The sequence below is a fragment of the Methylobacterium sp. E-041 genome (assembly GCF_022829665.1).
In the GTDB taxonomy this organism is placed as follows: Bacteria; Pseudomonadota; Alphaproteobacteria; order Rhizobiales; family Beijerinckiaceae; genus Methylobacterium.
Genome location: NZ_JAKSYQ010000157.1, coordinates 1 through 26,499, shown reverse-complemented (window position 1 = coordinate 26,499; position 26,499 = coordinate 1). Strand labels below are relative to the sequence as shown.

Annotated in this window: 25 protein-coding genes, 1 tRNA gene and 1 pseudogene; 12 read left to right on the top strand and 15 right to left on the bottom strand. The window is 68.9% G+C overall.

What is annotated here, in order from left to right; genetic code table 11:
* Positions 1 to 183 precede the first annotated feature (183 nt).
* The 4 genes from MKK70_RS14540 (at position 184) to MKK70_RS14525 (ending at position 3,142) form a co-directional block, all read left to right on the top strand.
* Positions 184 to 1,065, top strand: a complete 882-nt coding sequence (locus tag MKK70_RS14540; RefSeq protein ID WP_243948587.1) for a sulfite oxidase heme-binding subunit YedZ — start codon at positions 184 to 186, stop codon at positions 1,063 to 1,065.
* Positions 1,066 to 1,142: 77 nt separating this feature from the next.
* Positions 1,143 to 1,463, top strand: coding sequence for a hypothetical protein (locus MKK70_RS14535; protein ID WP_147843247.1), 321 nt, complete (start codon positions 1,143 to 1,145; stop codon positions 1,461 to 1,463).
* Positions 1,464 to 1,506: 43 nt separating this feature from the next.
* Positions 1,507 to 2,061 (top strand): Uma2 family endonuclease, encoded by a 555-nt coding sequence (locus MKK70_RS14530; RefSeq protein ID WP_147726311.1) that lies wholly within the window; start codon positions 1,507 to 1,509, stop codon positions 2,059 to 2,061.
* Between the two features lie 67 nt (positions 2,062 to 2,128).
* The gene (locus MKK70_RS14525) at positions 2,129 to 3,142 is read left to right on the top strand and encodes an adenosine kinase (RefSeq protein ID WP_243948586.1); all 1,014 of its coding nucleotides are present in this window, start codon (positions 2,129 to 2,131) and stop codon (positions 3,140 to 3,142) included.
* A 4-nt stretch (positions 3,143 to 3,146) separates the two neighbouring features.
* Here MKK70_RS14525 and MKK70_RS14520 read toward each other — a convergent pair whose 3' ends face one another.
* Genes MKK70_RS14520 through ubiG form a run of 3 tightly spaced genes read right to left on the bottom strand, consistent with a single transcriptional unit; the run spans position 3,147 to position 5,565 of the window.
* Positions 3,147 to 4,121, bottom strand: coding sequence for an NADPH:quinone oxidoreductase family protein (locus MKK70_RS14520; protein ID WP_243948584.1), 975 nt, complete (start codon positions 4,119 to 4,121; stop codon positions 3,147 to 3,149).
* A gap of 49 nt (positions 4,122 to 4,170) precedes the next feature.
* Complete coding sequence (locus tag MKK70_RS14515) at positions 4,171 to 4,731, bottom strand: YbhB/YbcL family Raf kinase inhibitor-like protein (RefSeq protein WP_243948582.1); 561 nt, start codon at positions 4,729 to 4,731, stop codon at positions 4,171 to 4,173.
* A gap of 45 nt (positions 4,732 to 4,776) precedes the next feature.
* Complete coding sequence (gene ubiG / locus MKK70_RS14510; RefSeq protein ID WP_243948580.1) at positions 4,777 to 5,565, bottom strand: bifunctional 2-polyprenyl-6-hydroxyphenol methylase/3-demethylubiquinol 3-O-methyltransferase UbiG; 789 nt, start codon at positions 5,563 to 5,565, stop codon at positions 4,777 to 4,779.
* Positions 5,566 to 5,845: 280 nt separating this feature from the next.
* Here ubiG and MKK70_RS14505 point away from each other — a divergent pair, with 280 nt between their 5' ends.
* From MKK70_RS14505 to MKK70_RS14485, 5 genes are all read left to right on the top strand, one after another.
* Positions 5,846 to 7,081, top strand: coding sequence for an aspartate kinase (locus MKK70_RS14505; RefSeq protein ID WP_243936242.1), 1,236 nt, complete (start codon positions 5,846 to 5,848; stop codon positions 7,079 to 7,081).
* 85 nt (positions 7,082 to 7,166) lie between these two features.
* Complete coding sequence (ptsP, locus tag MKK70_RS14500) at positions 7,167 to 9,431, top strand: phosphoenolpyruvate--protein phosphotransferase (RefSeq protein ID WP_243948576.1); 2,265 nt, start codon at positions 7,167 to 7,169, stop codon at positions 9,429 to 9,431.
* A gap of 60 nt (positions 9,432 to 9,491) precedes the next feature.
* Entirely contained in the window at positions 9,492 to 10,577 is a 1,086-nt protein-coding gene (gene prfA / locus MKK70_RS14495) for a peptide chain release factor 1 (RefSeq protein ID WP_147726318.1), read from the top strand.
* Positions 10,574 to 11,473 (top strand): peptide chain release factor N(5)-glutamine methyltransferase, encoded by a 900-nt coding sequence (gene prmC / locus MKK70_RS14490; protein WP_409568277.1) that lies wholly within the window; start codon positions 10,574 to 10,576, stop codon positions 11,471 to 11,473. The genes prfA and prmC overlap by 4 nt, the downstream gene beginning before the upstream one ends.
* A 441-nt stretch (positions 11,474 to 11,914) precedes the next feature.
* On the top strand, positions 11,915 to 13,177 hold the full coding sequence (locus MKK70_RS14485) for a DUF4167 domain-containing protein (RefSeq protein ID WP_243948625.1): 1,263 nt from the start codon (positions 11,915 to 11,917) through the stop codon (positions 13,175 to 13,177).
* Between the two features lie 279 nt (positions 13,178 to 13,456).
* Here MKK70_RS14485 and MKK70_RS14480 read toward each other — a convergent pair whose 3' ends face one another.
* The 3 genes from MKK70_RS14480 to MKK70_RS14470 form a co-directional block, all read right to left on the bottom strand.
* Positions 13,457 to 14,188: an RlmE family RNA methyltransferase gene (locus tag MKK70_RS14480; protein WP_243948574.1), complete on the bottom strand. Its 732-nt coding sequence runs from the start codon at positions 14,186 to 14,188 to the stop codon at positions 13,457 to 13,459.
* Positions 14,185 to 15,273 carry a Ppx/GppA phosphatase family protein gene (locus MKK70_RS14475; RefSeq protein WP_147729084.1) on the bottom strand — a complete coding sequence of 363 codons (1,089 nt, stop codon included), beginning with the start codon at positions 15,271 to 15,273 and terminating at the stop codon, positions 14,185 to 14,187. The genes MKK70_RS14480 and MKK70_RS14475 overlap by 4 nt, the downstream gene beginning before the upstream one ends.
* A gap of 229 nt (positions 15,274 to 15,502) precedes the next feature.
* Positions 15,503 to 15,976 (bottom strand): response regulator, encoded by a 474-nt coding sequence (locus MKK70_RS14470; protein WP_147729085.1) that lies wholly within the window; start codon positions 15,974 to 15,976, stop codon positions 15,503 to 15,505.
* Between the two features lie 306 nt (positions 15,977 to 16,282).
* On the opposite strand from MKK70_RS14470, the gene MKK70_RS30650 reads away from it, so the two are divergent.
* Both MKK70_RS30650 and MKK70_RS14455 read left to right on the top strand, forming a co-directional pair.
* Complete coding sequence (locus MKK70_RS30650; RefSeq protein WP_279603653.1) at positions 16,283 to 17,083, top strand: cold-shock protein; 801 nt, start codon at positions 16,283 to 16,285, stop codon at positions 17,081 to 17,083.
* 121 nt (positions 17,084 to 17,204) lie between these two features.
* Positions 17,205 to 17,450: a hypothetical protein gene (locus MKK70_RS14455; RefSeq protein WP_243948572.1), complete on the top strand. Its 246-nt coding sequence runs from the start codon at positions 17,205 to 17,207 to the stop codon at positions 17,448 to 17,450.
* Between the two features lie 43 nt (positions 17,451 to 17,493).
* Here the strand turns inward: MKK70_RS14455 and MKK70_RS14450 are convergent, their stop codons facing one another.
* From MKK70_RS14450 to ctrA, 6 genes are all read right to left on the bottom strand, one after another.
* Positions 17,494 to 18,459 (bottom strand): ABC transporter substrate-binding protein, encoded by a 966-nt coding sequence (locus tag MKK70_RS14450; RefSeq protein ID WP_243936249.1) that lies wholly within the window; start codon positions 18,457 to 18,459, stop codon positions 17,494 to 17,496.
* 75 nt (positions 18,460 to 18,534) lie between these two features.
* The gene (locus MKK70_RS14445; RefSeq protein ID WP_243948570.1) at positions 18,535 to 19,419 is read right to left on the bottom strand and encodes an ABC transporter permease; all 885 of its coding nucleotides are present in this window, start codon (positions 19,417 to 19,419) and stop codon (positions 18,535 to 18,537) included.
* A complete protein-coding gene (locus tag MKK70_RS14440; protein ID WP_147843016.1) occupies positions 19,419 to 20,216 on the bottom strand; it encodes an ABC transporter ATP-binding protein in 798 nt (265 codons plus the stop codon). Before MKK70_RS14440 ends, MKK70_RS14445 begins: the two co-directional genes overlap by 1 nt.
* A 174-nt stretch (positions 20,217 to 20,390) precedes the next feature.
* A tRNA-Lys gene (locus tag MKK70_RS14435) sits at positions 20,391 to 20,466 on the bottom strand.
* 142 nt (positions 20,467 to 20,608) lie between these two features.
* The gene (locus MKK70_RS14430) at positions 20,609 to 22,171 is read right to left on the bottom strand and encodes a 2-isopropylmalate synthase (protein ID WP_243948568.1); all 1,563 of its coding nucleotides are present in this window, start codon (positions 22,169 to 22,171) and stop codon (positions 20,609 to 20,611) included.
* A gap of 415 nt (positions 22,172 to 22,586) precedes the next feature.
* Complete coding sequence (ctrA, locus tag MKK70_RS14425; RefSeq protein WP_243948566.1) at positions 22,587 to 23,288, bottom strand: response regulator transcription factor CtrA; 702 nt, start codon at positions 23,286 to 23,288, stop codon at positions 22,587 to 22,589.
* Positions 23,289 to 23,415: 127 nt separating this feature from the next.
* Here ctrA and MKK70_RS14420 point away from each other — a divergent pair, with 127 nt between their 5' ends.
* Entirely contained in the window at positions 23,416 to 23,826 is a 411-nt protein-coding gene (locus MKK70_RS14420) for a MucR family transcriptional regulator (RefSeq protein WP_279603656.1), read from the top strand.
* A 438-nt stretch (positions 23,827 to 24,264) separates the two neighbouring features.
* Here MKK70_RS14420 and MKK70_RS14415 read toward each other — a convergent pair whose 3' ends face one another.
* From MKK70_RS14415 to MKK70_RS14405, 3 genes and pseudogenes are all read right to left on the bottom strand, one after another.
* Positions 24,265 to 24,759: a ferritin-like domain-containing protein gene (locus MKK70_RS14415; protein WP_243948562.1), complete on the bottom strand. Its 495-nt coding sequence runs from the start codon at positions 24,757 to 24,759 to the stop codon at positions 24,265 to 24,267.
* A 369-nt stretch (positions 24,760 to 25,128) separates the two neighbouring features.
* Positions 25,129 to 25,587 (bottom strand): hypothetical protein, encoded by a 459-nt coding sequence (locus MKK70_RS14410; RefSeq protein ID WP_243948561.1) that lies wholly within the window; start codon positions 25,585 to 25,587, stop codon positions 25,129 to 25,131.
* Between the two features lie 770 nt (positions 25,588 to 26,357).
* Positions 26,358 to 26,499, bottom strand: a pseudogene (locus MKK70_RS14405) (IS481 family transposase); the annotation flags it as partial.

Genomic DNA, 26,499 nt, shown 5'->3' with positions numbered 1-26,499 from the left:
GGGGTTGCGGGGGTATCTCGGCCGGGATCGCGGGGCGTCAACCGTCGTCGCAGGTTCGGAACCGGGAATGGCCCGTGCCCGTAACCGGAGGCACATCGCGGCGAATGGGTCGCATGCGCTCCCCGCGCCGTGCCGGCCGACCGGGCCGCCAACCGTCATCGACACCGCATGCGAAGAGCCGAGATGTCCCACGCCCTGCCGCTGCCCTGGCTCGACCGCGCCGGACGCCTGTCGCTCCTGAAGCTCGTCGCGTTCCTGCTCGCCGTCGCCCCGGCCGTCTACCTCGCCGGCGCCTACGCGACGAATGCGCTCGGGCCGAAGCCGATCACGGCGCTGATCCACGGCACCGGCGAGTGGACGATCCGCTTCCTGCTGGCCTCCCTCGCGGTCACGCCGCTGCGGCGGGTGGCGAACTGGCCGAAGCTGATCAACGTCCGGCGCCTGCTCGGCGTAACCACGGCGGCCTACGCGCTGGCGCATCTCGCGCTGTACGTGGTCGACCAGAACTTCGACCTCGCCAAGGTCGTCTCCGAGATCGCGCTGCGGTTCTACCTCACGATCGGCTTCGTCGCGCTCGTCGGCCTCATCGCCCTCGGGGCGACCTCGACGGACGCCGCGATCCGGCGGATGGGCGCGAGCTGGTCGCGCCTCCACAAGGCGGCCTACGCGATCGGCATCCTCGGGCTGCTGCACTACTTCCTGCAATCGAAGATCGACGTCTCCGATCCGGTGTTCTGGACCGGGCTGTTCGTGCTGCTGATGGGCTGGCGCCTGATCCAACGGTTCAGGCTGCCGATGCGGCCGTGGTCGCTCGCGCTGCTCGCCGTTGCCGCCGCCCTCGCGACCGCGGGCATCGAGGCGGCCTGGTACGGGATCAAGAGCGGCATCCCGGCCGACCTCGTGCTCGGCGCCAACCTCGACTTTTCCGACGTGATCCGCCCGGCCTGGTGGGTCCTCGCGGTCGGCCTGACGCTGCCCGTCGTCGCCCTCGTGCGCGTGCCGCCGGGTGCGAAGGCGCCGGCGCCGCGGGCGGGCTGTCCGCAGCGCGTCCAGCCGGCCGCATAGGCGCCTTGCTCCCGCCGGCACGCTGACGCACAACCCGGCGCGGCCCCGCGGCGGGCCGAACGGAGCTCGACCTGTCCATGCGCGGTTTCCTGAGCCGATCCTCGCTCGTCCTCGCGCTGGTCTGCCCCGGCGCGGCGCTCGCCGCCTGCCCGCTGCCGGAGGCGCCGCCCGCCTCGGCCAAGCCGGAGAAGCCGGCCCTGCCGGCGAAACCCGCCTGCCTCGATGCCAAGGGCGGGTGCCCCGGCTGGGAGGCCTACAGCTACAACGACGCGATCAAGGCCTACAACCTGCAGCTCCAGGCGTTCCGGCCGATCGCAGAAGGCTACGTGCAGAAGCTCAACGCCTACGTGAAGGCGAGCGCCGATTACGCGCAGTGCGAAGTGAAGTCGATGCAGTAGCGGCCGCCTTCGCGGCCCGATCGGGACATGTTACGCTCGCCACATGAGCGTGAAGCCGAAACCGCGCATGACCGTCGACGAGTTCCTGGCTTGGGGCGAGGGACGACCGGGGCGGCATGAGTTGCTCGACGGCGAGGTCTTCGCGATGTCGCCGGAACGGGTCCGGCATGCCGAGACGAAATTCGCCGCTCAACTCGCGTTGCGGGCTGCCATTCGGCGGGAAGGCTTGCCCTGCCAGGTGCTCCCGGACGGAATGACGATTCGGATCGAACGCACCACGGCTTTCGAGCCTGACGCCCTCGTGCGTTGCGGACCTCGTCTCGATCCGGACACGGTGGAAGTGACGGATCCGGTCATCGTGGTCGAAGTCCTCTCGCCGAGCACGCGATCGATCGATACGGGCGCGAAATTCGCAGGCTACTTCGGCATCCCGAGCGTGATGCATTACCTCCTCATCGACACGGTCAAACGCCTCGCCGTCCACCATCATCGTCGCGCGGACGACGTCATCGAGACGCGTATCGTCTCGGACGGCGTGCTGACCTTCGATCCTCCCGGCATCACCGTCCCGCTCGCCGAACTCTACGACGACGCCTGAGCCGCCTCGCTTGACCCTGCCGGGCGCCGGTGCGAGAGCGCGAGCGAATTTCCGAAGGGACGCCCGCATGACCGCTCGCCTCGACCTTCTGGTGCTCGGCAACGCCATCGTCGACGTCATCGCCCGCACGGACGAGGGTTTCCTCGCCGACCAGGGCGTGCCGAAGGGCGCGATGGCGCTGATCGACGAGCCGCGCGCCGAGGCGCTGTTCTCCGCGATGGGGCCGGCGACGATCGTGTCGGGTGGGTCGGGCGCCAACACGGCGGTCGGCGCGGCGCTGCTCGGCGCCAAGACCGGCTTCGTCGGCAAGGTCCGCGACGACGAGCTCGGCGGCCTGTTCAGCCACGACCTGAAGGCGACCGGCGTCGCGTTCGACGTGCCGGTGGCGACCGACGGACCGGCCACCGCCCGCTGCTTCGTCCTCGTGACGCCCGACGGCGAGCGCACGATGAACACCTATCTCGGCGCCTGCCAGGGCCTGTCGCCGGCCGACCTCGACGAGGCGACGGTCGCGGGCGCCCGCGTCGTCTACCTCGAGGGCTACCTCTGGGACCCGCCGGCCGCCAAGGACGCGTTCCGCAAGGCGGTGACGATCGCCCACGGCGCCGGCAACGCGGTGGCGCTGACCCTGTCGGACGCGTTCTGCGTCGGCCGCTACCGCGACGAGTTCCTCGGGCTGATCCGCGACGGCAGCGTCGACATCCTGTTCGCCAACATCGGCGAGTTGCAGAGCCTGTACCAGACCGACGACGCGGACGCGGCGCTGAAGGCGCTCCGCGACGAGCGCGACGCCCGCGGGCGGCACCTGCTCGGCCTCGTCACGCGCTCGTCCGAGGGCGCGATGGTGGTGAAGGGCGGCGAGATCCGCTCGGTCGAGGCCTCGCCGGTGCGCGAGGTGGTCGACACCACCGGCGCGGGCGACCTCTTCGCCGCCGGCTTCCTGGCCGGTCACGCCCGCGGCCTCGACTACGTCACCTCGGCCCGCCTCGGCGCGCTCGCGGCGGCGGAGGTGATCCAGCACATCGGCGCCCGGCCGCAGGGCGACCTCGTCGCGCTCGCCAAGGCGCAGGGGCTGATCTGAAGGATCAGGGCCGGAGCAGCACCTTGCCCACCGCCTCGCGCCGGCTGAGGATGCCGAGGGCCGCGGCGTAGTCCTCGAGGGGGTAGGCGCCGTGCACCCGCGCGGTCAGCCGCCCCTCGGCGACCCATGCGAGCATTTGGCGCTGGTTCTCGCGGTGCACCTCCGGCTCGCGCTCGGTGAAGACGCCCCAGTGGACGCCCATCACGTCGAGCTCCTTCAGCAGCATGATGTTGAGGGGCAGGCGGGAAATCTCGCCCGCGGCGAAACCCACGACGAGGAAGCGGCCGCGCCAGGTCAGCGCGCGGAAGGCCGGTTCCGAGAAGGCGTCGCCGACCGCGTCGTAGACCACGTCGACGCCCTTGCCCCCGGTCGCGTCCTTCAGGGCGTCGCGCAGGGTGGCCGGATCGTAGACGAGGCCCACCTCCGCCCCGTGCTGCCGGGCGATGGCGAGCTTGTCCTCCGAGGAGGCGCAGGCGATCACCCGCGCCCCGAGCAGCGCCCCGAGCTCGACCGCCGCGAGACCGACCCCGCCCGACGCCCCGAGCACCGCGAGCCATTCGCCGGGCCGGATCTTCGCGCGGTTGCGCAGGGCATGGAGGGACGTGCCGTAGGTGATCGTGAGGCCGGCAGCCTGCTCGTCGCTCACCCCGGCCGGAACCGGCGTCAGCATGCGTGCGGGCACCGCGAGCCGTTCGCGGCAGGTGCCGTGCTTGGCATGCACGATCACCCGATCGCCGACCCGCACGCCGTCCGCGCCCGGTCCCAGGGCCTCGACCACGCCGCAGGCCTCGCCCCCGGGCGAGAACGGCAGCTCGGGCTTCACCTGATAGCGCCCGGCGATGATCAGCGTGTCGAAGAAGTTGAGCGCGGCGACGGTGACCCGCACCAGGGCCTCGCCCGGGCCGGGGACGGGATCGGGCAGCATCGCGATCGACAGGTCGTCCGGGCCGCCGAGCCGGGTGCACAGGAGAGCCTTCATCGCGCGCCTTCCGTTCGTTTCACCAGTTGCCCAAGGCCAGCCGATCGCCTCAGCGCCGCTCGTAGATTCCCGCCAGCGATCCCTTGGCCAGGACGTGGCCGCGCATCGCATCGACCAGGGAGCCGCGGCCCGGCGAGGCCGGCAGGTCGAGGAGGCGGTCGAGGGCGTAGACCTGGAACAGGTAGCGGTGCGGGCCGTGGCCGGTGGGCGGGTCGGGCGGAAGCCAGCCGTCCTTGAGGAAGCTGTTCTTGCCGAGATCGACGCGCGCGTTCGCGGAGGCCGCCCCCTCGGCCAGATCCGAAACGTCCGGCGCGAGGTTCCAGACGATCAGGTGCACCAGCGGCTGCGGCGTCGGACTGCCGGCATCCTCGGCGAGGATCGCGACGCTCGCCGTGCCCGCGGAAAGGCCGCTCCAGGCGAGCGGCGGCGACGTCCCGTCGCCATCCGCGGTGAAGCGGACCGGCATGCCGGCGCCGTCGGCGAAGGCCGGGCTCGTCAGCGCGATCGTCTCCGGGGCATCGGCGAAATCGGCGTGGAAGACGGTCTTCTCGAGGCCGGCCTTGAGGCCGGACAAGGCCTGACCGACCGCAGCGGGGATCTTCTCGAGCATCGGGTCTCCTTCGTTTCTGACGCCGGTCGAACAGTGCCCTGCGTGCTAGGCCGGGCGCTCGGCCGCCAGCATGTAGTTCACCGCCGTGTCGCGGCCCAGCCGCCAGCCGTCGGTGAGCGGATTGTAGACGACGCCCGTGGTGTCGGTGACCGACAGGCCGCCGCCGCCGAGCGCCGCCGACAGCTCGGACGGCGTCACGAACTTCTCCCAGTCGTGGGTGCCCTTGGGGAGCCAGCCGAGGATGTACTCGGCGCCGACGATGGCGAGCGCGAAGGAGCGCATCGTCCGGTTGAGCGTCGCGGCGAAGAGCAGGCCGCCGGGCTTCACCGCCGACGCCGCCGTGCGGACGAAGGCCGGCATGTCGGTCACGTGCTCGATCACCTCCATGATCAGCACCACGTCGAAGGTCTCGCCCGCGGCGACCACAGACTCGATGGTCTCGGCGCGATAGTCGACGGGCACGCCCTCGGCCTCCGCGTGGCTTCGCGCGGCGGCGATGTTCTGCGCCGCCGGGTCGAGGCCGGTGACGTCGGCGCCCAGGCGCGCGAGCGGCTCCGACAGCACGCCGCCGCCGCAGCCGACATCGACGATCGAGAGGCCCTGCAGCGCGAACGGCGTCTCGACCGACCGCCCGTGATGACGGCAGACCGCGTCGCGGATGTAGGCGAGGCGGACGGGATTGAAGCGGTGCAGCACCCGCATCGGACCGCGCGGATCCCACCACGTCGCGGCGAGCGCATCGAACCGGGCGACCTCGCCGGGGTCGACGAAGCCGAGGCCCGCGCTGCTGCTCGCACCCGCCTCGATCCCGGCGGCGGTCTCGTCGATGGTCATCCGATCTCTTCCCATTCGGGGACGGCGCGCGCTCGGTGGTCGCAGTCCCGCGCCGACCGCGCACGGGCGACCGGCCGAGCGGGTGCGGCCGACCCTGCATTCCGGGTAAGTGGAGCTTGGCGGCGTGTTGACAGCCCCCGACCCCGCTTGTACCCGCCGGACGCCGGTCCGGTACAGCCGGCGGCGCGGCCGTTCGCGAATCGTTGGAGGCCGCCGAACACGCCCGGACATCTGAGCCCGGATCGGTCGTTCGACGAAGTTTGAGAAACGCGGACGCTGCATGCCCCGTCTGGTGATGAAATTCGGCGGCACCTCGGTCGCCAACGTCGAGCGCATCCGCAACGTGGCCGCCCACGTCGCCCGCGAGGTCGCGGCCGGCTACGAGGTCGCGGTCGTGGTCTCGGCGATGTCGGGCAAGACCAACGAGCTCGTCGGCTGGGTCAAGGACGCCGACCCCGAATACGAGGCCGCCGAGTACGATTCCGTGGTCGCCTCGGGCGAGCAGGTGACCTCGGGCCTCCTGGCGATCGCGCTGCGCAAGGCCGGGATCCCGGCCCGCTCCTGGCAGGGCTGGCAGGTGCCGATCCTGACCTCCGACGCGCACGGATCCGCCCGCATCGAGGAGATCGACGGCGCCCGGCTCGACGCAGGGTTCAAGCGCGGCGAGGTCGCGGTGATCGCCGGCTTCCAGGGCATCCATGCCGAGACCGGCCGGATCACGACGTTGGGCCGCGGCGGGTCGGATACCAGCGCGGTGGCCGTCGCCGCCGCCATCGGCGCCGAGCGCTGCGACATCTACACCGACGTGGACGGGGTCTACACCACCGACCCGCGCGTCGTGCCGAAGGCGCGGCGCATGGAGCGCGTCACCTTCGAGGAGATGCTGGAGATGGCCTCGCTCGGCGCCAAGGTGCTGCAGGTCCGCTCCGTCGAGCTCGCCATGGTGCACCGGGTGCCGACCACGGTCCGCTCCTCCTTCGATCCGCCGGACGCCGCGCGCCCCGGCACCCTCATCTGCGACGAGGACACAGACGTGGAACAGCAGATCATCACCGGGATCGCCTTCGCGCGGGACGAGGCGCAGATCACGCTTCGCCGCGTCAAGGACAGCCCCGGCGTCGCCGCCGCGATTTTCGGGCCGCTGGCCGACGCCAACATCAACGTCGACATGATCATCCAGACGGTGTCGGGCGACCAGTCGACCACCGACATGACCTTCACGGTGCCGGCCGCCGACTACGACCGGGCGCGCACGGTGCTCGACCGGGCGCACGACACGATCGGGTTCGCGCAGATCGAGGGCGCCACCGACGTGGTGAAGGTTTCGGCGATCGGCGTCGGGATGCGCAGCCATGCCGGCGTGGCGGCCAAGGCGTTCCGTGCGCTGGCCGACAAGGGCATCAACATCCGGGCGATCACCACCTCCGAGATCAAGTTCTCCGTCCTGATCGACGCGGCCTATACCGAGCTTGCCGTCCGCACGCTCCACTCGCTATACGGCCTGGATCAGGCCTGAGGCTTGCAGGCCCGTCCGACGGGTGCGACCTGAGATTGCCCGGCGCCGACACCCGGCGTCGCGCTGACAGGGGATTGACCAGACGATGCCCGCTGCGCCCGGAGGCCCGCGCCTGCTGCTGCGCCGCCTCCGCGAAGCCATGGCGGAGCCGGTCAGCCCCCAGGCGCGCCTGGACCGCATCGTCGTGGTCATCGCCGCCAACGTCATCGCCGAGGTGTGCTCGGTCTACGTCCTGCGCGACGACAACACGCTCGAGCTGTTCGCCACCGAGGGCCTGAACCGCGAGGCGGTCCACCTGACCCGGATGCGCGCCGACGAGGGCCTCGTCGGCCTGATCGCGCAGACGGCCGAGCCGTTGTCGCTCTCCGACGCGCAGACCCACCCGGCCTTCTCCTACCGCCCAGAGACGGGCGAGGAGGCGTATCACGCCTTCCTCGGCGTGCCGCTGCTCCGGGCCGGCAACACGCTCGGCGTGCTCACCGTCCAGAACAAGACCTACCGCGTCTATTCCGACGAGGAGATCGAGGCGCTCCAGACCACCGCGATGGTGCTCTCGGAGATGATCGCGTCGGGCGAGCTGCAGGGGCTGGCTCCCGACGCCGGCACCGCGGCGCGCCGCGCCGTCAACGCCCGCGGCGTCGTGCTCGCCGACGGCATCGGCCTCGGCCACGTGGTGCTGCACGAGCCGCGCATCGTCGTGAAGACGCTGATCGCCGAGAACGTCGAGGCCGAGATCGCCCGGCTCGAGGCCGCGATCGAGGCGGTGCGCTCGGCGATCGACGACCTGGTCGAGCGCGGCGACAAGATCGGCACCGGCGAATCGCGCGAGGTGCTGGAAACGGTGCGCATGTTCGCCCACGACAAGGGCTGGCTGCGCCGGATGCGCGAGGCAGTGGTCTCGGGCTTGACCGCGGAGGCGGCGGTCGAGCGCGTCCAGTCGGACAACCGCGCCCGGATGATGCGCCAGAGCGACCCGTACCTGCGCGATCGCCTGCACGACCTCGACGACCTCGCCAACCGCCTGCTGCGCCGCTTGACCGGGCAGGAGGGCGCGGGCGCGGGCGCCTACCTGCCCGACAACGCGATCCTGGTCGCCCGCTCGATGGGCCCGGCGGCGCTGCTCGACTACGATCCATCGCGCCTGCGCGGCGTCGTGCTGGAGGAGGGCGGTCCGACGAGCCACATCGCGATCGTCGCGCGGGCGCTCGGCATCCCTGCCGTCGGCGAGGTCGAGAACGCGACGGCGCTGTGCGATTCGGGCGACGCGATCATCGTCGACGGCGTCTCCGGCGAGGTCCAGGTCCGCCCGGGGCCGGAGATCGAGGCGGCCTATGCCGAGATGGTGCGCCTGCGCGCCAAGCGGCAGGAGCAGTACCGGGCGCTGCGCGACGTCCCCGCGACCACCCGGGACGGCATCCGCATCGGCCTGCACCTCAATGCCGGCCTGCTCGTCGACCTCGGCCACCTCAACGAGACCGGCGCGGAGGGCATCGGCCTGTTCCGCACCGAGCTGCAGTTCATGGTGGCGCAGCGGATGCCCTCGGCGGCCGAGCAGCAGGCGCTGTACGAGGCGGTGTTCGCCGCCACCGGCGACCGGCCGGTGACGATCCGCACGCTCGACATCGGCGGCGACAAGATCCTGCCGTACATGCCCAAGCTCGAGGAGGAGAACCCGGCGCTGGGCTGGCGCGCGATCCGGATCGGCCTCGACCGACCGGCGCTGCTTCGTGTGCAGCTGCGCGCGCTGCTGAGGGCGGCGGCCGGGCGCCCGCTCAAGATCATGTTCCCGATGGTTGCCACGGTCGACGAGTTCGTCCGGGCCAAGGCGATCGTCGATCGCGAGAAGGCGCATCTGCGCCGCCACGGCCATCCGCTGCCGAGCGATTGCCGCCTCGGCGCGATGGTCGAGGTGCCCTCGCTCTTGTTCCAGATCGACGAGATCGCGCAGGTGGCCGACTTCCTGTCGGTCGGCTCGAACGACCTGATGCAGTTCCTGTTTGCGGTCGACCGCGAGAACCGCCGCGTCGCGGACCGGTTCGATCCGCTCTGCGCCGCGGCGATCCGCGCCTTCCGGTTGATCGCCGAGCGCGCAGACGCGGCCGGATGCCCGGTGACGGTGTGCGGCGAGATCGGCGGACGACCGCTCGAAGCGATGGCGCTGATCGGCATGGGCTTCCGCGACCTCTCGATGTCGCCCGCCTCGATCGGCCCGATCAAGGCGATGGTGCTGAGCCTCGATGCGCGGGCGATCGCCGACGTGATCGACGCCGAGATGGCCCGCGCCCATGACGGCGCCTCGATCCGCCCGGCGCTCGCCGCCTTCGCCAAGGCCCACGGCATCCCGGTCTGACCCCGCCCAGCGTGAAAACCGGGCTCGTTTCCGTCAGCGTCCCAGAGTAGACCCCGGTCGATGATCCCCTTTCCCCCCGACCGCCTCGACGCCATCCTCGTGCGCCACGACATCGTCACCGGCACCCTCGCCGCCGGCGATGCGAGCTCGGAGAGCATCGTCCAGCTCTCCCGCGAGCTGTCGGATCTCGATCCCGTGGTCGCCGGCATCCACGCCTATCGCGCCGCGGCCGCCAACCTGGCCGAGGTCGAGGCGCTGATCGACGAGCCCGGCGGCGACCCGGAGATGCGTGCGCTCGCCGCCGCCGAGAAGCCCGACGCCGAGGACGCGCTGATCAAGGCGCACCGCGACCTGCAGCTGATGCTGCTGCCCAAGGACGCGGCCGACGAGAAGAGCGCGATCCTCGAAATCCGCGCCGGCACCGGTGGCGACGAAGCCGCGCTGTTCGCCGGCGACCTGTTCCGGATGTACGCCAAGTACGCCGACACCAAGGGCTGGAAGGTCGAGGTCATCTCCGAGAGCGAGGGCACCGTCGGCGGCTATCGCGAGGTCGTGGCGGAGGTGAAGGGCCGCGGCGTGTTCGCCCGCCTGAAGTTCGAGAGCGGCGCCCACCGGGTCCAGCGCGTGCCCGACACCGAGGCGCAGGGGCGGATCCACACCTCCGCCGCCACCGTCGCGGTCTTGCCCGAGGCCGAGGAGGTCGACATCGTCGTCAACGACGCCGATCTGAAGATCGACACCATGCGCTCGCAGGGGGCCGGCGGCCAGCACGTCAACAAGACCGAATCGGCGATCCGCATCACCCACCTGCCGTCGGGGATCGTGATCTTCGTCCAGGAGGAGCGCTCCCAGCACAAGAACCGCGCCCGCGCGATGTCGCTGCTGCGGGCCAAGCTCTACGATGCCGAGCGCTCGGCCAAGGATGCGGTCCGCGCCGCCGACCGCAAGTCGCAGGTCGGCACCGGCGACCGCTCGGAGCGCATCCGAACCTACAACTTCCCGCAGGGCCGGGTGACCGACCACCGCATCAACCTCACCCTGTACAAGCTGGAGGAGATGCTCGCCGGCACCGCCCTCGACGAGCTGGTCGACGCGCTCGTGACGGAGCATCAGGCCGAGCTGCTCGCCGCCGAAGGCATGGCGTGAGCGGACGGGCCGACGCGCGCATCGTCCGCCCGGATCATACGCGCAGCCTTGCCCTGCGGCGCCTCGCCGAATGCTTCGCCGCGGAAGGCATACCCGAGGGCGATGCCCGCTTCCTGATGCTCGGCGTGCTCGATCTCCGCGCCGTCGACCTCGCGCTGCACGGCGGCCGAGCCCTCGGGTCGGAGGGCGCGGACAGGTTGGAGGCCGCCGCGCGCCGGCGCGCTGCCGGAGAACCGGTGGCCCGCATCCTCGGAACGTGGGAGTTCTGGGGCCTGCCGTTCCGGCTGTCCCCGGAAACGCTGGTGCCGCGGCCCGACACCGAAACGTTGGTCGACGCCACGCTGGAAACGGTTTCGGACCCGGCGGCCCCCCTCCGCATCCTCGACCTCGGCACCGGCAGCGGCTGCATCTTGGTCGCGCTGTTGAGCGCGCTGCCGAACGCGACCGGCATCGGCCTCGATCGCTCCTGGAATGCCCTGCGCACGGCGCGCGCGAACGCGCTCGACAATGGCGTCGCCGATCGCACCCTGTTCGTCGCCGGCGATTGGTGCGAGGCGCTCGTGGGCCGGTTCGACCGGGTGGTCTCGAACCCGCCCTACATCGCCAGCGCCGTGATCGCCGGCCTCGATCGCGAGGTGCGCGAGCACGATCCGATAGCCGCGCTCGACGGCGGCGACGACGGGCTTGCGGCCTATCGACGGATCGTCGATGCGACGGCAGGCGGGTTGCTCGCGCCGGGCGGCTCACTCCACCTCGAGATCGGCTACGATCAGGCGGACGCCGTGACGGAGCTGGGCCGGAAGGCGGGCCTTCGACCGAGCGGCATCACGCGCGATCTCGCCGGGCATACGCGGGTCGCGTCGTTCGTCGGTCGGCCCGACAAGGCGCCCGCATAGGGGATTTATGGCACCGATCACACAAAATTCGCCGGAATCCCCATCAACTTCGCGCTGGATCCCCCGTCTCGACTTGCGGTTCGCGGACGATCCGTTAAGACGGAAAGCCGTAGGTTCGGTATAGCGCATCCTTTGCGGGGTGGCGGCCGATCGCTCCACCGTCGATCAGACGCAGGCTCGGGTTCGAGCAGCGACGCGGCGGTTTTCGAACCTGACAATCGACGGGCGTCTTGGACGCAAGCGTAGGCCCCGAGGGATCGGGACAGACGGCTGGTAGGCGAGCGGTTCGTGGATCAATTCCGATGATCCGTCCGCGGGCGCCGGCGAGGCCCCGCACTGCGGCGCCTCGGGAGCCCGGCCCCCAGCCTTCCCCCGACCAGACGCGCCTTTCGCAGTAACGAGGGTCATCTGAGACCGATGAGACCAAACCAGAACCGACGGGTGCGCGGCCGGAACCGGCCGAAGGGCCCGAACCCGCTGACCCGGTCCTACGAATCCAACGGACCCGACGTCAAAGTCCGCGGCACCGCCCAGCACATCGCCGACAAGTACGCTCAGCTCGCGCGGGACGCGCAGGCGGCGGGCGACCCGGTGGCGGCGGAGAACTACTTCCAGCACGGCGAGCACTATTTCCGGATCATCTCCGGCGCGCAGGAGCAGGGCCGCCCGCAGGCCGGCGCCGGCTACGCCTCGCGGTCGTACGACGACGACATGGAGGACGGCGACGACGAGCAGGGCGGCGAGGCCAACGGCCAGGGCTATGCCGGCTACGCGCCCGAATACGGCGATCCGGGCCAACAGCCGCAGCCCTACGACAACCGCGGCGAGGGCGGCCAGCAGGACGGGCGCCAGGATCGCGGCCAGGATCGCAACCAGCAGGACAGGTTCGGCCAGAACCAGAACCGCGGCGACCGCCAGGAGCGCCGCGACCGGTTCCAGAACAACCGCAACGACCGGCCGCGCTTCGACAACGGCGCCCGCTTCGACAACCAGCGTCCCGACGGCAACCGCCAGGACGGCGGCCGGCAGGATCAGGGCCGCCAGGAGCACGGCCAGCGCGCCGATTACGATCGCCAGGACGCGCCCCGGCAGACCTTCAACCGCCAGGACATCGGGCGGCAGGAGAATGGACGGCAGGAGAACGGGCGGCAGGAGAACGGGCGGCAGGAGTATCCGCGCCAGGACAATCGGCAGGAGAACCGCGCCGAGTTCAACCGCCGCGATCAGCCGCGGGACGAGTTTCCGCGCCAGGACCTTTCGCGCCAGGATCCGTCTCGTCAGGAGCAGCCGCGCGCCGAAGCGCCCCGCGAGAACCGTTACGAGAACGGACGCACAGAGCAGCCGCGCCGCGAGCCGCGCCAGGAGGCCCGGACCGAGATGCCGGCCCGCGCCGAGGCGCCGGTGCGTGCGGAAGCGCCGGCCCGGGCCGAGGCTCCGGCCCGGCGCGAGCGTCGCCGCGAGGAGCCGCGGCCCGTCGCCGAGGATGCGGCCGGCCTCCCGGCCTTCCTGATGACGCCGCCCCGCCTGCCGCCGGCCGCCGAAGCGCCCGTGGCGGAGGCGCAGGCGCCGAGCCTGCCCACGGCCGAAGGCGAGGACGCGCCGGCTCCGAAGGTCCGTCGCCGGCGGCGCCCGCGCTTCGAGGGGACCGAGGCCGAAGGTTCGCCGGAGACCAAGGCACCGGACGGCGCCTCCTCGGTCGAGTAGACGCCATCATTCCCGCGAGACAGGCCGCCCCGGATCTCCGGGGTGGCCTTTTTCGTATCCGAAGGTCGGTCCCCGAAGGGCCGATCCGGCCTTCACCCGGTCGGGATACGCTCGGACGCAGAGAACGGGCCGGAGAGACGTGAGATCCAGGCCTCCCGGCAGTGCCAGCGGGCGTCGGGCGATAGGCTCTCGCGGCAGGTCTCCGAGCCGGCATGGGTGCCACGGCACCGGCGTTTCGAGCCGGACCGCCCGTGCGCGCAGCAGGCGCAGCGCCGCGAATCAGTCCCCGTCCGCCTCGGCGAGGGCGAGGGCCGGCGTCGGCCCGCGATAGCCGGTCGCCAGCACGTAGAGCTCGCTCGAATCGGCGCGGCTGGCGTTCGGCTTGACGTGCCGCACGAGGGAGAAGTCGCGCTTGAGGTCGGTGAGCAACGCGGTCTCTGTGCCGCCCTGCAGCACCTTGGCGAGGTAGGCGCCGCCGGGCGCCAGAACCTCCCGGGCGAACTCGGCCGCGGTCTCGGCGAGCCCGATGATGCGCAGGTGATCGGTCTTCTTGTGGCCGGTGGCGTTGGCGGCCATGTCGGACAGCACGAGGTCGGCCGGGCCGCCGAGCAGGCCGGTGAGGCGCCTCGGCGCCTTGGGGTCGAGGAAGTCGAGGGTGATGAACTCGACGCCCGGCATCGGCTCGATCTCGAGCAGGTCGATTCCGACGATGCGGCCGGTCTCGCCAACGATCTTCGCCGCGACCTGCGACCAGCCGCCGGGGGCGGCGCCGAGATCGACGATGCGCTGGCCGGGCTTCAGCAGCTTGAAGCGCTCGTCGATCTCCATCAGCTTGAAGGCCGCCCGCGAGCGGTATCCTTCGCGCTTGGCCCGCTGGACGTAGGGATCGTTGAGCTGGCGCTCGAGCCAGCTCTTCTGCGAATGGGTGCGCCCGCGCCCGGTCTTCACCCGCTGCTTGAGATCGCCGCGGACTCCGCCCGTCGCGCCCGCTCCGCCACGCCTGTCGGTCACCGGTAGCCCCCGCGGCGCCACACGCCGTCTTCCCGCATCATGTTCATCAACAATCCTTCGCGCAGGCCGCGATCGGCGATGCGCAGGCGCTCGGCCGGGAAGGCCCGGCGGATCGCCTCCAGGATCGCGCAGCCGGCGAGGACCAGGTCGGCGCGGTCGCGGCCGATGCACGGGTTCTCCGCCCGCTGGTCGAGCCGCGTGTCGAGCAGGTCGTCGATCGCACCGGCGACCTCGGCGTCGCTCATCCACAGCCCGTCGACCCGGCGACGCTCGTAGCGCACGAGGCGCAGGTGCATCGCCGCGATGGTGGTGACGGTGCCGGAGGTTCCGAGCAGGTGGAAGCCGGGCGCCGTCGCCGCGGCCGCCGCGCGGATCGCGAAGGGGCCCAGCATCTCGGCCACCTCCTCGACCATGCCCTCGAACATCATCCGCGTCACCTCGGAGCCGCCGTGGCGCTCGGCCAGGGTGACAACGCCGACCGGCAGCGAATCCCAGGCGCGGATGCGCAGGGTCGGATCGGTCGAGGGGTTGGCGGCCGAGCCGTCGAGCCAGGCGATCTCGGTCGAGCCGCCGCCGATGTCGAAGATCACCACCGATTCGGCTTGCGGGTCGGCGAGCGCGGCGCAGCCGGTGACGGCGAGATAGGCTTCGGTCTGCCGGTCGACGATCTCGAGATCGAGGCCCACCTCGGCCCGCACGCGCGCGACGAACTCGGCACCGTTCACGGCGAGCCGGCAGGCCTCCGTGGCGATGATCTTGGCCCGCCCGACGCCGCGGGCGCGCATCTTCCCCTTGCAGATCCGCAGCGCGTCGATCGTCCGCTCGATCGCCGCCTCGCTGAGACGGTCGGAGCTGCCGAGCCCCTCGCCGAGCCGGACGATGCGCGAGAACGCGTCGATCACCCGGAATCCGTGCGAGGACGGCTCGGCGATGAGCAGGCGGCAGTTGTTGGTGCCGAGATCCAGGGCCGCGTAGGCGTTGCGGCGCACGTCGCGATGCGAGACCGCGGGGGCGGAACCGGGTGCCCCTGCCGGTGGCGCGCCCTGGGGGCGGGCCGGCGCGGTCGCGCCACTCTCGTCCCTCATCGGCGTCGCCGCGCTTTCCCATCCCTGGCCCCGGCGAACCGCCCGGCCATCATTCACGCTCGACCCTACTCGCTCGGCAGCGAACTGCAACGTCCCGTTCACGAATGCCGGGACTGCATCCACGGCCGTCGGCGCGACCGCAGCCGGCGACGAGGATCGAAAACCATGCGCCCGACGCCGAGACCCGGCCGCCGAGACATCGGATGCGATGCGCGATCACGCGGTCGCGTCAGGCCATCGCCTTGGCGAGGCTGGCGGCGCGGGAGGTCGGCCGCAGCAGGCTCTTCACCTGGGAGTAGGGTCGCGGCCGGTTGATCACCTCGTCGAGGCGCGACCACAACGTCTTGGGCGAAAACGGTTTCGCGATGATCTCGTTGACGCCGAGGGTGATCGCGCGGTCGACGACGTTCCGACGCGGCTGGGCGAGCATCAGGATGATGGGAATCGTCGGGCAAGGCGAGGTCGAGGGCGTGCGTGCCAGCCGGATGAACTCCTCGCCCGAGAGGATCGCCAGGTCCCAGTCGATGATCGTCAGGTCGGGCTTGCTCTCGGCGAGCACGCCGAGCGCCTCGGCCCCGTCCGGCGCCTCCAGCACCCGCTTGATGCCGACGCGCATCAGCATGTCGCGCACGATTCGACGGATGTAGAGGCTCTCGTCGACCACGAGGGCGGAGAAGTCCGGGAAGGTCGGGGTCGCGATCATCGAGGGGGCGGCACGCGGGCCCCGGCGGATGCGGGAGCCTGTCCCTCTGCATACGCGCCCGGCCTTTGCGCTTCCCTAACACGGCGCGCTCTGCAAGCCTGGGTTTCACGACGACGAGAAAGTGATGGAACTCCGAGCGGATCGACAACAAGGTCCTTGCGGTCAACGGCCAATTGCGTCAGGACTGAGGCGTTATTCTTGGTTACCGCGACCGGGGGTAATGGGAGTGCGGGGCGTTAGCTGTCTGGGATGGCGCGCACGCGGTATTCGAGACGTGGTCGGCGGACGGTTTTTGGCGAGCTTTCGATGGGACGTGGTCGTGATTTCCGGGGGCCGCAGAAGCGCGGCTTCGATGAGGGTGGCGCAGAGCCGAGATGGCCTGATCAGGCTCCCCCGAGTGGCGGCGGATACGGTGGCGGCGGCTTCGGCGGCGGCGGTGGCGGGTTCGGTGGCGGCGGCGGTGGTTTCGATCGCGGCGCTCCCCGGGCTGCGGCGGCCCCTACGGGCCCGGAGCGCGATGCCACGGTCAAGTGGTTCAACAAGGAGAAGGGCTTCGGCTTCGTTGAGCTCGGCGACGGCTCGGGCGACGCCTTTCTCCACATCCGCGCCGTCGAGGCAGCCGGCCATGACGACCTGCTGCCGGGCACCCGGCTCACCGTTCAGACCGCGCAGGGCCAGAAGGGTCCGCAGGTCACCAACGTGACCAGCGTCGACACCTCGACGGCCGAGGCGGCTCCGCCCCGGCGCGAGATGCGCGATGCGCGTCCCCCGCGCGCCGGCGGTTTCGGCGGCGCCGGCGGCTACGGTGCCGGCGGTGGTTACGGCGGCGCCAGTGGCGGCTTCGGTGGCGGCGGCGGCGGTTACGGCGGCGGTGGCCGCGTCGCCTCGGGCCCCTCGACCGAGATGCAGGGCACCGTGAAGTGGTACGACCCGGCCAAGGGCTTCGGCTTCGTGTCGGTGAACGACGGCGGCAAGGACGTGTTCGTCCATCGCTCCGCCTTGTCGCGGGCCGGCCTCGAGTCGCTTGCCGAGGGTCAGACCGTGACGCTCGGTGTGGTCGACGGCCAGAAGGGCCGCGAGGCTCAGAGCATCAACGTCGACGATTGATCAGCGGCATTTTTGGCGAACGCGGCGGCCTCGCTTCCGCCGCGTTCCCGATGCGATTGGAAACGGCGGTCCTTCACGGGGCCGCCGTTTTGCGTTCCGGGACGACAATCGGAGACATCTCATGCGTCGTGCCGTACCGTTCGGCATCCTGCTCGCCCTCGCCACGGCGCAGCAGGCGAGGGCCGAGGATTTCACCGGCGCCTATGCCGGCGTGAACCTCGGCTACGGCTTCGAGCGCGGGCGGGATGCGAAGAAGCCCGGCCCCGTCCCGGAGAAGGACGCGGCGGTTCCGAGCGCGAACGATCTGCCACCGAGCGCGTCGATGGCAGCGAAGTCCCTCCGATCGTCGCGTCCGGCCACCCGCTGAGCCGGGGGACCATCCGCGCTGAGATCGCGGACGGCACCGAGCGCTACTGGCCGGCCATCGCCTTGGTGATGAAATCGCGCCGCACGAAGGTGGCGTAGTCCGGCTGGGCCGCGAGGTTGCCGAGGGCGATCTGCGTATCGAGGGCGATCTTGAGGGCATCGGACGTGATGTCGACGCTCTCCGGATAGACCTTGTCGCCCATCATGCGCTTGACCGCAGCCTCGACCACGGTCGGATCGAGGTTGGGGAACTCCTTCCTCGCCACCGCGACCGCCTTGGCCGGATCGGACTGCATCAGCCGGATCGCCGCCTGCATGCCGTCGACGAAGGCCTGCGCCACCGCCGGATCGACATCCTTGCGCGCGCTCACCGCCGAGAAGGCGTAGGGGCCGTACTTCTCGGGGAAGCCGAGGACGACCTTCATCCCCTTGGCGGCAACCTGATCGAGGCCGGGCTCGTACAGCACGGCGACCTTGGCCTGGCCGGCGAGGAACGGGCCCGGCTCGGTGCCGAGCTGCACCTGCGTCAGCGTCACGTCGTCCTTCGACAGGCCGTTCTCCTTCAAGAGCTTGAGGAATAGCGAGGTGCTCGTCGTTGGCATCAACCCGGTGACGATGGTCTGCCCCTTGAGGTCCTTCACGTCCTTGAAGACGAAGTCCGGCGTCGTCGCGATCCACACGGCGGCACCGTTGACAACGTTGGCGATGACGCCGACGGGCGCGCCCTTCGAGGCCGCCACCGCGGTCCATTCCGGGCCGTGGATCGAGAACTGCGCGCTCTTCGAGATCACCGCCGAGAGCGCGACGCTCGGCGCGCCGGCCGTCTCCTTGGTCACGTCGATGCCGGCCTTCTCGAACAGGCCCTCGTCCAGGGCGACGTAGAGCGGCAGGTAGAGCATCGACTGGAAGGCCTGGCTCACGGTCGCCTTCAGCGCCGCCGCCGAGGCGGGCAGGGCCCCCATCAGCCAGGCCGCGGCGACGGTCGCGATGAGGGGACGACGCTGGATCATCGGAAGGCTCTCGTTCTGCTGGCGGGAAGGGCGGGGCGGACGGCCGCGGCGAGCCGCGCTCCGCCGGCTTGGAACTCAGACCTGGACGCTGCCGGCGGTGTCGACCTGCCGCCACGGCAGGATGCGGCGCTCGGCGAAATCGATGACGTGGTAGAGCAGGAAGCCGACGAACATCAGCACGAACAGCCCGACCCAGACGGCGTTGAGGTCGTAGAGCGACGAGGCGTTGTAGATCAGGTGGCCGAGCCCGGCCTGGGACGAGATGAACTCGCCGACGACCGCGCCGACCAGCGCGAAGCCGATGTTGATCCGGAACATCCCGATGATCGCCGGCAGCGTCGACGGCACGATCACCGAGCGGAAGATCCGGTTCTTCGAGGCGCCCATCGAGGCCAGCAGCGCCTGCAGGTCGGGATCGGCGTCCCGGGCGGCCTGGTACGCCGCGATCAGCGCGACCAGCGCCGTCAGCGAGACCGCGAGCGCGACCTTCGAGACGAACCCGGTGCCGAACCACAGGATCACGATCGGGGCGAGCGCGATCTTCGGCACCGAGTTGATCGCGACGATGAACGGCTCGACGATCCGCGCCACCAGCACCGAGTACCAGAGCCCGAGCCCCGCGACCGAGCCGATCGCGGTACCGATCACGAAGCCCAGGATGGCCTCCACCACCGTGAGCCAGGTGTCGTGGGCGAGGCTGCCGTCGAGCACGCTCTTGACGAACACCCGCCAGATGCCCGAGGGCGCGCCGACCAGGAACTCGGTGAGCCAGCCGGCATCGACCGCGACCTCCCAAGCCGCGAAGAACACGGCCACCGCGAGGAGCTGGATCAGCCCGCGCCCGAGCGTGGTGTTGATCGCCCGTGCCAGGGCACCGGGCCGGCGGCGTCGGGCCGGCGGCGTCGGTCGGCTCGCCGCCTCCGGCGGTGCCTGTTCGTGGGATAGGATCTGGATCGCCATCAGGCCGCCCTCGCGCTGGTCTGGATGTCGAGCTCGCCGCAGAGCGTGTTGAAATACTCGGAGAAGCGCGGATCGCTGCGGGCGCCGATCGGCGACCGATCGCTGAGCGCGATGTCGTGCACCGCCTTCACCCGGGTCGGGCGATTGCCCAGCACCACGACGCGCTTCGAGAGCGCCACCGCCTCGTCGATGTCGTGGGTCACGAGCACGACGGTCTTGTGGAAGGTCTCGACCGCGTCGAGCAGCACGCCTTCGAGGTAGAGCCGGGTCTGGTAGTCGAGCGCCGAGAACGGCTCGTCGAGGAGCAGGATGTCCGGATCCATGATCAGCGTCCGGATCAGCGCCGCGCGCTGCCGCATGCCGCCTGACAGGGTCTTGGGGTAGGCGTTCTCGAAGCCGGACAGGCCGAAGCGGGCGAGGTAGTCCCGTGCCGTCTCGGTGGCGGCCCTGGCGTCGACGCCCTTCATCTCCAGGCCGAGCATCACATTCTGCAGGACCGTGCGCCAGGGGAACAGCAGGTCCTTCTGCATCATGTAGCCGACGCGGCCGGACAGGCCGGGCACGATCTCGCCGCGAAAGCGCATCGTCCCCTCGTCGGGCTCGAGCAGGCCGGCGATCACGTTGAAGACCGTGGTCTTGCCGCAGCCGGACGGCCCGATGATGCTGACGAAGTCGCGCTCGTAGATGTCGAAGCTCAGCCCGTCGAGCACCGGGACGGCACCACCCTTCGCCGGGAACGCCTTGCGGATGCCCCGCAGGGCGAGCTGCACGTCCCGGCCGTTCGCAACCGCATCCATCACCGGCTCCACGCTGACGGCGGGATCCAGCAAGGCCCGGGCCAAACTGCATGCAGAATGCAGGCGCGAGGCCGAATCGGCGAGACACGCGTGATCGCTGGCGCCGGACCAAACGAAGAAGGGCAGCACGCGCGACCGCGTCCTGCCCTCACATCATCGAAGTTCGGAATCCTTTGGTGGGCGCACTAGGGTTCGAACCTAGGACCCGCTGATTAAGAGTCAGCTGCTCTACCAACTGAGCTATGCGCCCGATCGCATTGAGCGATCCGCCGCGGTCCACCAAGTCCCGCTGCGATGCGGGCTGATACCAACCGGGCCGGGGGCTGTCCACCCCGTGTTCGCGGTTTTTGCCCGCGAGCCGGAATTTTCCCCCGGGCCGGTCGGTTTTCGGCCTACTCCGCCGCCGCGTGCTGCGCGTGGAGGCGCACGGCCGAGGCCGAGAGCTTATTCAGCGCCGAAAGGTAGGCCTTGGCCGAGGCGACGAGGGTGTCGGGGTCGGCGCCGCGTGCGGTGATCGAGCGCTCGCCGGCCTTCAGCCGCACCGAGACCTCCGCCTGGGCATCCGTGCCGGCGGTGACCGCGTGGACCTGGTAGAGCTCGAGCTGCGCCTCGTGCGGCACCAGCGCCTGGATCGCGTTGAAGACCGCGTCGACCGGCCCGTTGCCGTCGGCCTCCTCGGTGAGCGTCTTGCCGTCGACGGCGACCTTCATGGTCGCGCGCTGCGGCCCGCGCGTGCCGGCGATGACCGAGAGCGAGACCAAGCGGATGCGGTCGTGCGCGGTGGCGAGATTCTCGTCGACCAGCGCCTCGATGTCCTCGTCGTAGACGTTCTTCTTGCGGTCGGCCAAGGCCTTGAACCGCTCGAAAACGTCCTGCAGCTGGTTGTCGGACAACCTCAATCCGAGCTCGTCGAGCTTCGAGCGGAAGGCGGCGCGGCCGGAATGCTTGCCCATCACCAGGTTGGTCTTGGTGAGGCCGACCGAGGCCGGGGTCATGATCTCGTAGGTCTCGGCGTGCTTGAGCATGCCGTCCTGGTGGATGCCGCTCTCGTGCGCGAAGGCGTTGCGGCCGACGATCGCCTTGTTGAACTGCACCGGGAAGTTCGTGGCGTGGCTGACGAGCTTCGAGGCCCGGGTCAGCATCGTCGATTCGATGCCGGTCTCGTAGGGCAGCACGTCGGAGCGGGTGCGGATCGCCATCACCACCTCCTCCAGCGCCGCGTTGCCCGCGCGCTCGCCGATGCCGTTGATCGTGCACTCGACCTGCCGCGCGCCGCCCTCGATGCCGGCCAGCGTGTTGGCGATCGCGAGGCCGAGATCGTTGTGGCAATGGACCGAGAAGATCGCCTTGTCGGCGTTCGGCACGCGCGCGCGCACCGCCTCGAACATCGCGCGGTACTCGCCCGGCGTCGCGTAGCCGACGGTGTCGGGCAGGTTGATCGTCGTCGCGCCGGCCTTGATCGCCGCCTCGACGCAGCGGCACAGGTAGTCGATCGGCGTGCGGGTCGCGTCCATCGCCGACCACTCGACGTCGGCGACGAGGTCGCGGGCCTGCGCCACCGTCTTCAGGATGATCTCGACGACCGCGTCCTCGGTCTTGCGCATCTGGTGCGCGAGATGGATCGGCGAGGTCGAGACGAAGGTGTGGATGCGCCCCTGGCGGGCGTGCCGCACCGCTTCGCCGGCCCGGGCGATGTCGGCGGGGATGGCGCGGGCGAGCCCGGCGATGGTGGCGCGCTTGGCGCGGCGGGCGATCTCCGAGACGGCCTCGAAGTCGCCGTTCGAGGCGATCGGGAAGCCGGCCTCGATGACGTCGACGCCCATCGCGTCGAGCAGCTCGGCGACGGCGAGCTTCTCGTCGAGGGTCATGGTCGCGCCCGGGCATTGCTCGCCGTCGCGCAACGTCGTGTCGAAGATCACGACGCGGTCTTTTTTCGTCTCGGAAACGCTGGTCATCGGTTGTCCACCCTGTCGCGGCGCGCCCCCGCCGAGCGGATCGGGCGGCCTTCGAAGCCTGTGAGGTCGGCCATGCGATCCCCTGAAGGCCCAGGCGAACGCCCGGACGGCCCTCAGGGGCGGGTAAGCAGAAGCGAGCGGAGGGCGCGCGTCAGCGACGCCGCGGTCGCGGCCTCGACGATGACGGGTGCTGAGCCGGCGCTGGCCAAGGCTCGTCTCTCCTCGGCGCCGATCTCGGGTCCGCACGGAGATGTGCGGGGCCGCCGACGCAGGCAGCGTGGATATCCCTGGTTGGGCCCGAAGACAAGCACGACCGTCGACCGGCCGAGCGGCGAAACCGGCCGCCGCAACGAAGAAGGCACCCGCGGAGCGATCCGCGGGTGCCTGTAGAGGGAAGAGCCGGGGCGGGCGAGGATCAGACGGCGATGCGCTCCTCGGCGTCCATCGGCTCGCGCAGCACGTAGCCGCGGCCCCAGACGGTCTCGATGTAGTTCTTGCCCTGGCTGGCGTTGGCGAGCTTCTTCCGCAGCTTGCAGATGAACACGTCGATGATCTTCAGCTCGGGCTCGTCCATGCCGCCGTAGAGATGGTTGAGGAACATCTCCTTGGTCAGCGTCGTGCCCTTCCGCAGCGAGAGGAGCTCCAGCATCTGGTACTCCTTGCCGGTGAGGTGGACGCGGGAGCCGGCGACCTCGACGGTCTTCTGGTCGAGGTTCACGATTAGGTCGGCGGTGGTGATCACCGACTGGGCGTGGCCCTTCGAGCGGCGGACGATCGCGTGGATGCGGGCCACGAGCTCGTCCTTGTGGAACGGCTTGGTGAGGTAGTCGTCGGCGCCGAAGCCGAGGCCCTTCACCTTGTCCTCGATGCTGGCCATGCCCGACAGGATCAGGATCGGGGTCTTGACCTTGGCGAGGCGAAGGCTGCGAAGCACCTCATAGCCCGACATGTCAGGCAGGTTCAGGTCGAGCAGGATGATGTCGTAATCGTAGAGCTTGCCGAGATCGACTCCCTCCTCACCGAGATCGGTGACGAAAGGATTGAACCCGGCCGTCTTGAGCATCAGCTCGATGCTCTGCGCTACCGACGCATCATCCTCGATTAGCAGAACCCGCATCGTCCAACCTCAGAAAATCTAAAAAACTCCTAATGCGATATCCCTAACAAAAGCTTGACGTCTAATTTAGTAAGTTGTTATGCGGAGTGACAGGTATTCCGAGGATAGTAACATGACTGGTGGTGCGATGCTCGTTTCGGGGCGGGACGAATTTGAAATGACAGCGGACCTCGTCGCAGCGTACGTCTCGAACAACCGAGTGTCGTTGAGTGAGCTGCCTGGTGTGATCGCCTCCGTGCACGCGGCGTTATCTGGCCTTGGCAAGGAGGAGACAGCCGAGCCCGCCGTTGAGAAGCCGACGCCGGCCCAAATCCGCAAGTCGATCACGCCGGACGGCATGGTCAGCTTCGAGGATGGTAAGACCTACAAGACGATGAAGCGCCACCTAACGCTTCGCGGGCTCACACCGGAGAGCTACCGCGCGAAGTACAGCCTGCCGTCTGACTACCCCATCGTATCGGCCGCCTACTCGGTCAAGCGATCCGACCTGGCGCGTTCACTCGGCCTCGGCCAGCTGCGGCGCAAGGCAGCCGTTTAGGCTGCTGAGACGGGAGAGACGATCTCCGAGGTGGCCTAAGGCCGCTGAGCAACCAATTTTCTGCGCTGGCGTACACCTTCACAGCGCTGCCGCATTCCAAGCGCCGTCTGAACGGTACCTTCGGGTAAGGGAGCATCAGGTCATGGCTGGAAGCGATCACGAGCCTACCATTCCACCCACCGTGCCGATCACGGGCGTGAACGTCCCAGACTCAACTACCGGGAGTGAGCCTGAGAGCAAAGATCCGGTGGCCGAGGCGCAGAAGAAGCCAAACGATCCAGACACGGCTGCCGAGGAAGGTCAAGCCTAGCTTCTGACGAGCGGTGGTCGCGCCAGATTGGCATCACATTACACGGACATGGCGCCCGGCGGTCGACCGGGCGCCTTTTGGCTATAAATCAATTTGACCTTGCGCCTGAAGGTGGAAGAGGCTGCGACCTACGCTGCTGCCCGCTCGACGCTCTCCGCCAGTTGACTGGCCATCGTATCCCCCTTGTAGATTTCGTCGACCGCCTGCTTGAGCTTGGCCGCGTCGTCGCTGCGACCAAGCGCCTTGGCGTAGGCGGCAGCCGAGCCGAAGCCCGCGAGGCCGTAATGCGACATGCGCTGATACTGGGCGATGATCTGCACGTCGCGCAGCTTGCCGTCGCTCGGCGCCTCCTTGATACCGTGCTTGAGCGCCTCCGCGACGAGGCCCTCCATGCCCTTGCAATGCTCCGGCTTGGTCTCGCCGCCATTGGCCTGGATTAGGCTCTTGAGCACGTCGGTGTGCTTCTGGATGCCGCCGACTGAGTGCTCCAGCATCTGTTTTAGCTTGGGGTCACTCGCCTGACCGGTGAGCTGCTGGGCAGCCCTCACCATCTGGTCGTTGGCCGACCAGAGATCCTGCATCTCGTCGAGGTAGACTTCTTTCAGGCTGGTGGGTGCGGACATCGCGGGGCTCCTTGGTTGTGTTTCCATAACCGCACCCGACCCCGACAGTTCAGATATCGAGCCTGACTCACTGCGTGGTTAGCCGTCGCAGCCTATGCCGGCCCAACCTCTTGTTCAGACAGACGGCTTACAGAAACTCGCTCTCCGAGTGCCCCTTGACGGCGTTCGCCCGGCGAATGTAGCCGACCACGGTGCGCGGATCGCGATGGCCGCTCTAATCCATGATCCGGGCGAGGTCCGCGCCTCGCTCGGCCGCCGTCGTTACGAACCCGGCCCGCAGGGAATGCCCGCCGAACGCAGCGGGATCGAAGCCCGCGGCCCCGGCGTACCGCTTCACGATGTCCCCGATGCTACGACCGGATAGGATGCTCACTGCACATGAATGGTAAGCGTCATTTTTGGGTGGATGCCGCATCGAACCACGAAGGCACCGGCCTCTGTCAATTTCAGTGTGCGCTCTGAGCCAGGTTCCTGATCACCGCCATCGAAGCGGAGGCGATCAGCCTCGATGAAGGCATGGTGCACGGCGACATCGTCGCCGTTCACGAGTACAAGCGTGGCGCCTCGTTGAAGGAACAGATCCTTCGGATCGTAGTGGCGTCCTTTTTGCAAAACCACACGGACCACCGTGGATAGCGCTGCCCAGGCTGGCAGAGCGACACTTAGGGCTGTGACCGTAGCCAAGACTAACACTGGTGCCCACAGACGACGAGAGCGAGAACGTTGAAGCACGATGCCTATCTCATAATATAGCAATAATCTGGCAGTCATATGCAGGATAAGGGGTTCGATGATATAACATAGTTTGATATATATATCGTATTTCATGCTTATAGTTAAAATTCCATAGCGATTTATATTTAGATAATATAATTATTTTGATTTATATGATGGTTAATTTTTGGTATAAAATAGCTATAGCGTTAATTGCAAGACTGGTATGCTGCCTATCTGGAGATAATCATCAATATTAGTCCACGGAACATAGTCTGCTGATGCGGACCTCGACTGCAGAAGCTTTCATTAAAAGGAAGACAGTTTCAGAGCAGTTCTTAGATGCACTTGTTGAGTGAACGTTCCTGAGTGCAGTCCTTAGATCCTTATGCCTCGTGATCTCTGCGATGAACACGGCATCGGTTTGGGTTCCTTGCGTTGTAGGAATGGCAGGGGATCAACCACAGGTAGGGGGATGTCGGGCCTAAACAGCTATGCTCGGAGAGCGGCAATTCGTCGTTCACCAGGAACTCATGCAGTGTGCATGGAACAAACAGCGGAACGGAGGCGAGTTCTGTTTCGGAACCTTGCCCACCATGCGGGACCGGCGCGTGCCAAGCTATGTTTGGATCTGATCAGTGCTGCACGCCTCCTAGGGACCGATCCGAGTGTTATCGAGGCCATCGAACAAGGCACTAGCAACGATCTCTCACTGGAGGCTGCGATCGGTTTGGCGCAGGGGCTTGGTTTGACGGATCTGGGGTTGCCCCGGTCAAAACCAGCGGGATCGATCTAACAGGCCGTGGTGAAACCGAGTGCTCTCGACCTGCGTAGGCCAGCCTATGAGCATTTCGAACGATCCCCCCTCGGACTATCACCAACGCCTAGCTGTGCAGTCCCGAGGTGAGATGGGTTGGATCGTATCTGAAGCGGTCTGGATTGTCTGCCCAGGCCCGGCAGATCGCTTCATACGGAGTAAGGCCGCGTAGGGTCTTGAGCCGCCGAGCGAAGTTGTAGGCATCCAGG

Coding starts and splice junctions, on each gene's coding strand:
- ptsP (WP_243948576.1), top strand. CDS start 7,167: ATGCCCGCTGCGCCCGGAGGCCCGCGCCTGCTGCTGCGCCGCCTCCGC.
- MKK70_RS14430 (WP_243948568.1), bottom strand. CDS start 22,171: ATGACCAGCGTTTCCGAGACGAAAAAAGACCGCGTCGTGATCTTCGAC.
- MKK70_RS14505 (WP_243936242.1), top strand. CDS start 5,846: ATGCCCCGTCTGGTGATGAAATTCGGCGGCACCTCGGTCGCCAACGTC.
- ubiG (WP_243948580.1), bottom strand. CDS start 5,565: ATGACCATCGACGAGACCGCCGCCGGGATCGAGGCGGGTGCGAGCAGC.
- MKK70_RS14535 (WP_147843247.1), top strand. CDS start 1,143: ATGCGCGGTTTCCTGAGCCGATCCTCGCTCGTCCTCGCGCTGGTCTGC.
- ctrA (WP_243948566.1), bottom strand. CDS start 23,288: ATGCGGGTTCTGCTAATCGAGGATGATGCGTCGGTAGCGCAGAGCATC.
- MKK70_RS14540 (WP_243948587.1), top strand. CDS start 184: ATGTCCCACGCCCTGCCGCTGCCCTGGCTCGACCGCGCCGGACGCCTG.
- MKK70_RS14470 (WP_147729085.1), bottom strand. CDS start 15,976: ATGATCGCGACCCCGACCTTCCCGGACTTCTCCGCCCTCGTGGTCGAC.
- MKK70_RS14450 (WP_243936249.1), bottom strand. CDS start 18,459: ATGATCCAGCGTCGTCCCCTCATCGCGACCGTCGCCGCGGCCTGGCTG.
- prfA (WP_147726318.1), top strand. CDS start 9,492: ATGATCCCCTTTCCCCCCGACCGCCTCGACGCCATCCTCGTGCGCCAC.
- MKK70_RS14415 (WP_243948562.1), bottom strand. CDS start 24,759: ATGTCCGCACCCACCAGCCTGAAAGAAGTCTACCTCGACGAGATGCAG.
- MKK70_RS14455 (WP_243948572.1), top strand. CDS start 17,205: ATGCGTCGTGCCGTACCGTTCGGCATCCTGCTCGCCCTCGCCACGGCG.
- MKK70_RS14530 (WP_147726311.1), top strand. CDS start 1,507: ATGAGCGTGAAGCCGAAACCGCGCATGACCGTCGACGAGTTCCTGGCT.
- MKK70_RS14525 (WP_243948586.1), top strand. CDS start 2,129: ATGACCGCTCGCCTCGACCTTCTGGTGCTCGGCAACGCCATCGTCGAC.
- MKK70_RS14420 (WP_279603656.1), top strand. CDS start 23,416: ATGCTCGTTTCGGGGCGGGACGAATTTGAAATGACAGCGGACCTCGTC.
- MKK70_RS14440 (WP_147843016.1), bottom strand. CDS start 20,216: ATGGATGCGGTTGCGAACGGCCGGGACGTGCAGCTCGCCCTGCGGGGC.
- MKK70_RS14475 (WP_147729084.1), bottom strand. CDS start 15,273: ATGAGGGACGAGAGTGGCGCGACCGCGCCGGCCCGCCCCCAGGGCGCG.
- MKK70_RS14515 (WP_243948582.1), bottom strand. CDS start 4,731: ATGCTCGAGAAGATCCCCGCTGCGGTCGGTCAGGCCTTGTCCGGCCTC.
- MKK70_RS14410 (WP_243948561.1), bottom strand. CDS start 25,587: ATGAAATACGATATATATATCAAACTATGTTATATCATCGAACCCCTT.
- MKK70_RS30650 (WP_279603653.1), top strand. CDS start 16,283: ATGGGACGTGGTCGTGATTTCCGGGGGCCGCAGAAGCGCGGCTTCGAT.
- MKK70_RS14520 (WP_243948584.1), bottom strand. CDS start 4,121: ATGAAGGCTCTCCTGTGCACCCGGCTCGGCGGCCCGGACGACCTGTCG.
- MKK70_RS14445 (WP_243948570.1), bottom strand. CDS start 19,419: ATGGCGATCCAGATCCTATCCCACGAACAGGCACCGCCGGAGGCGGCG.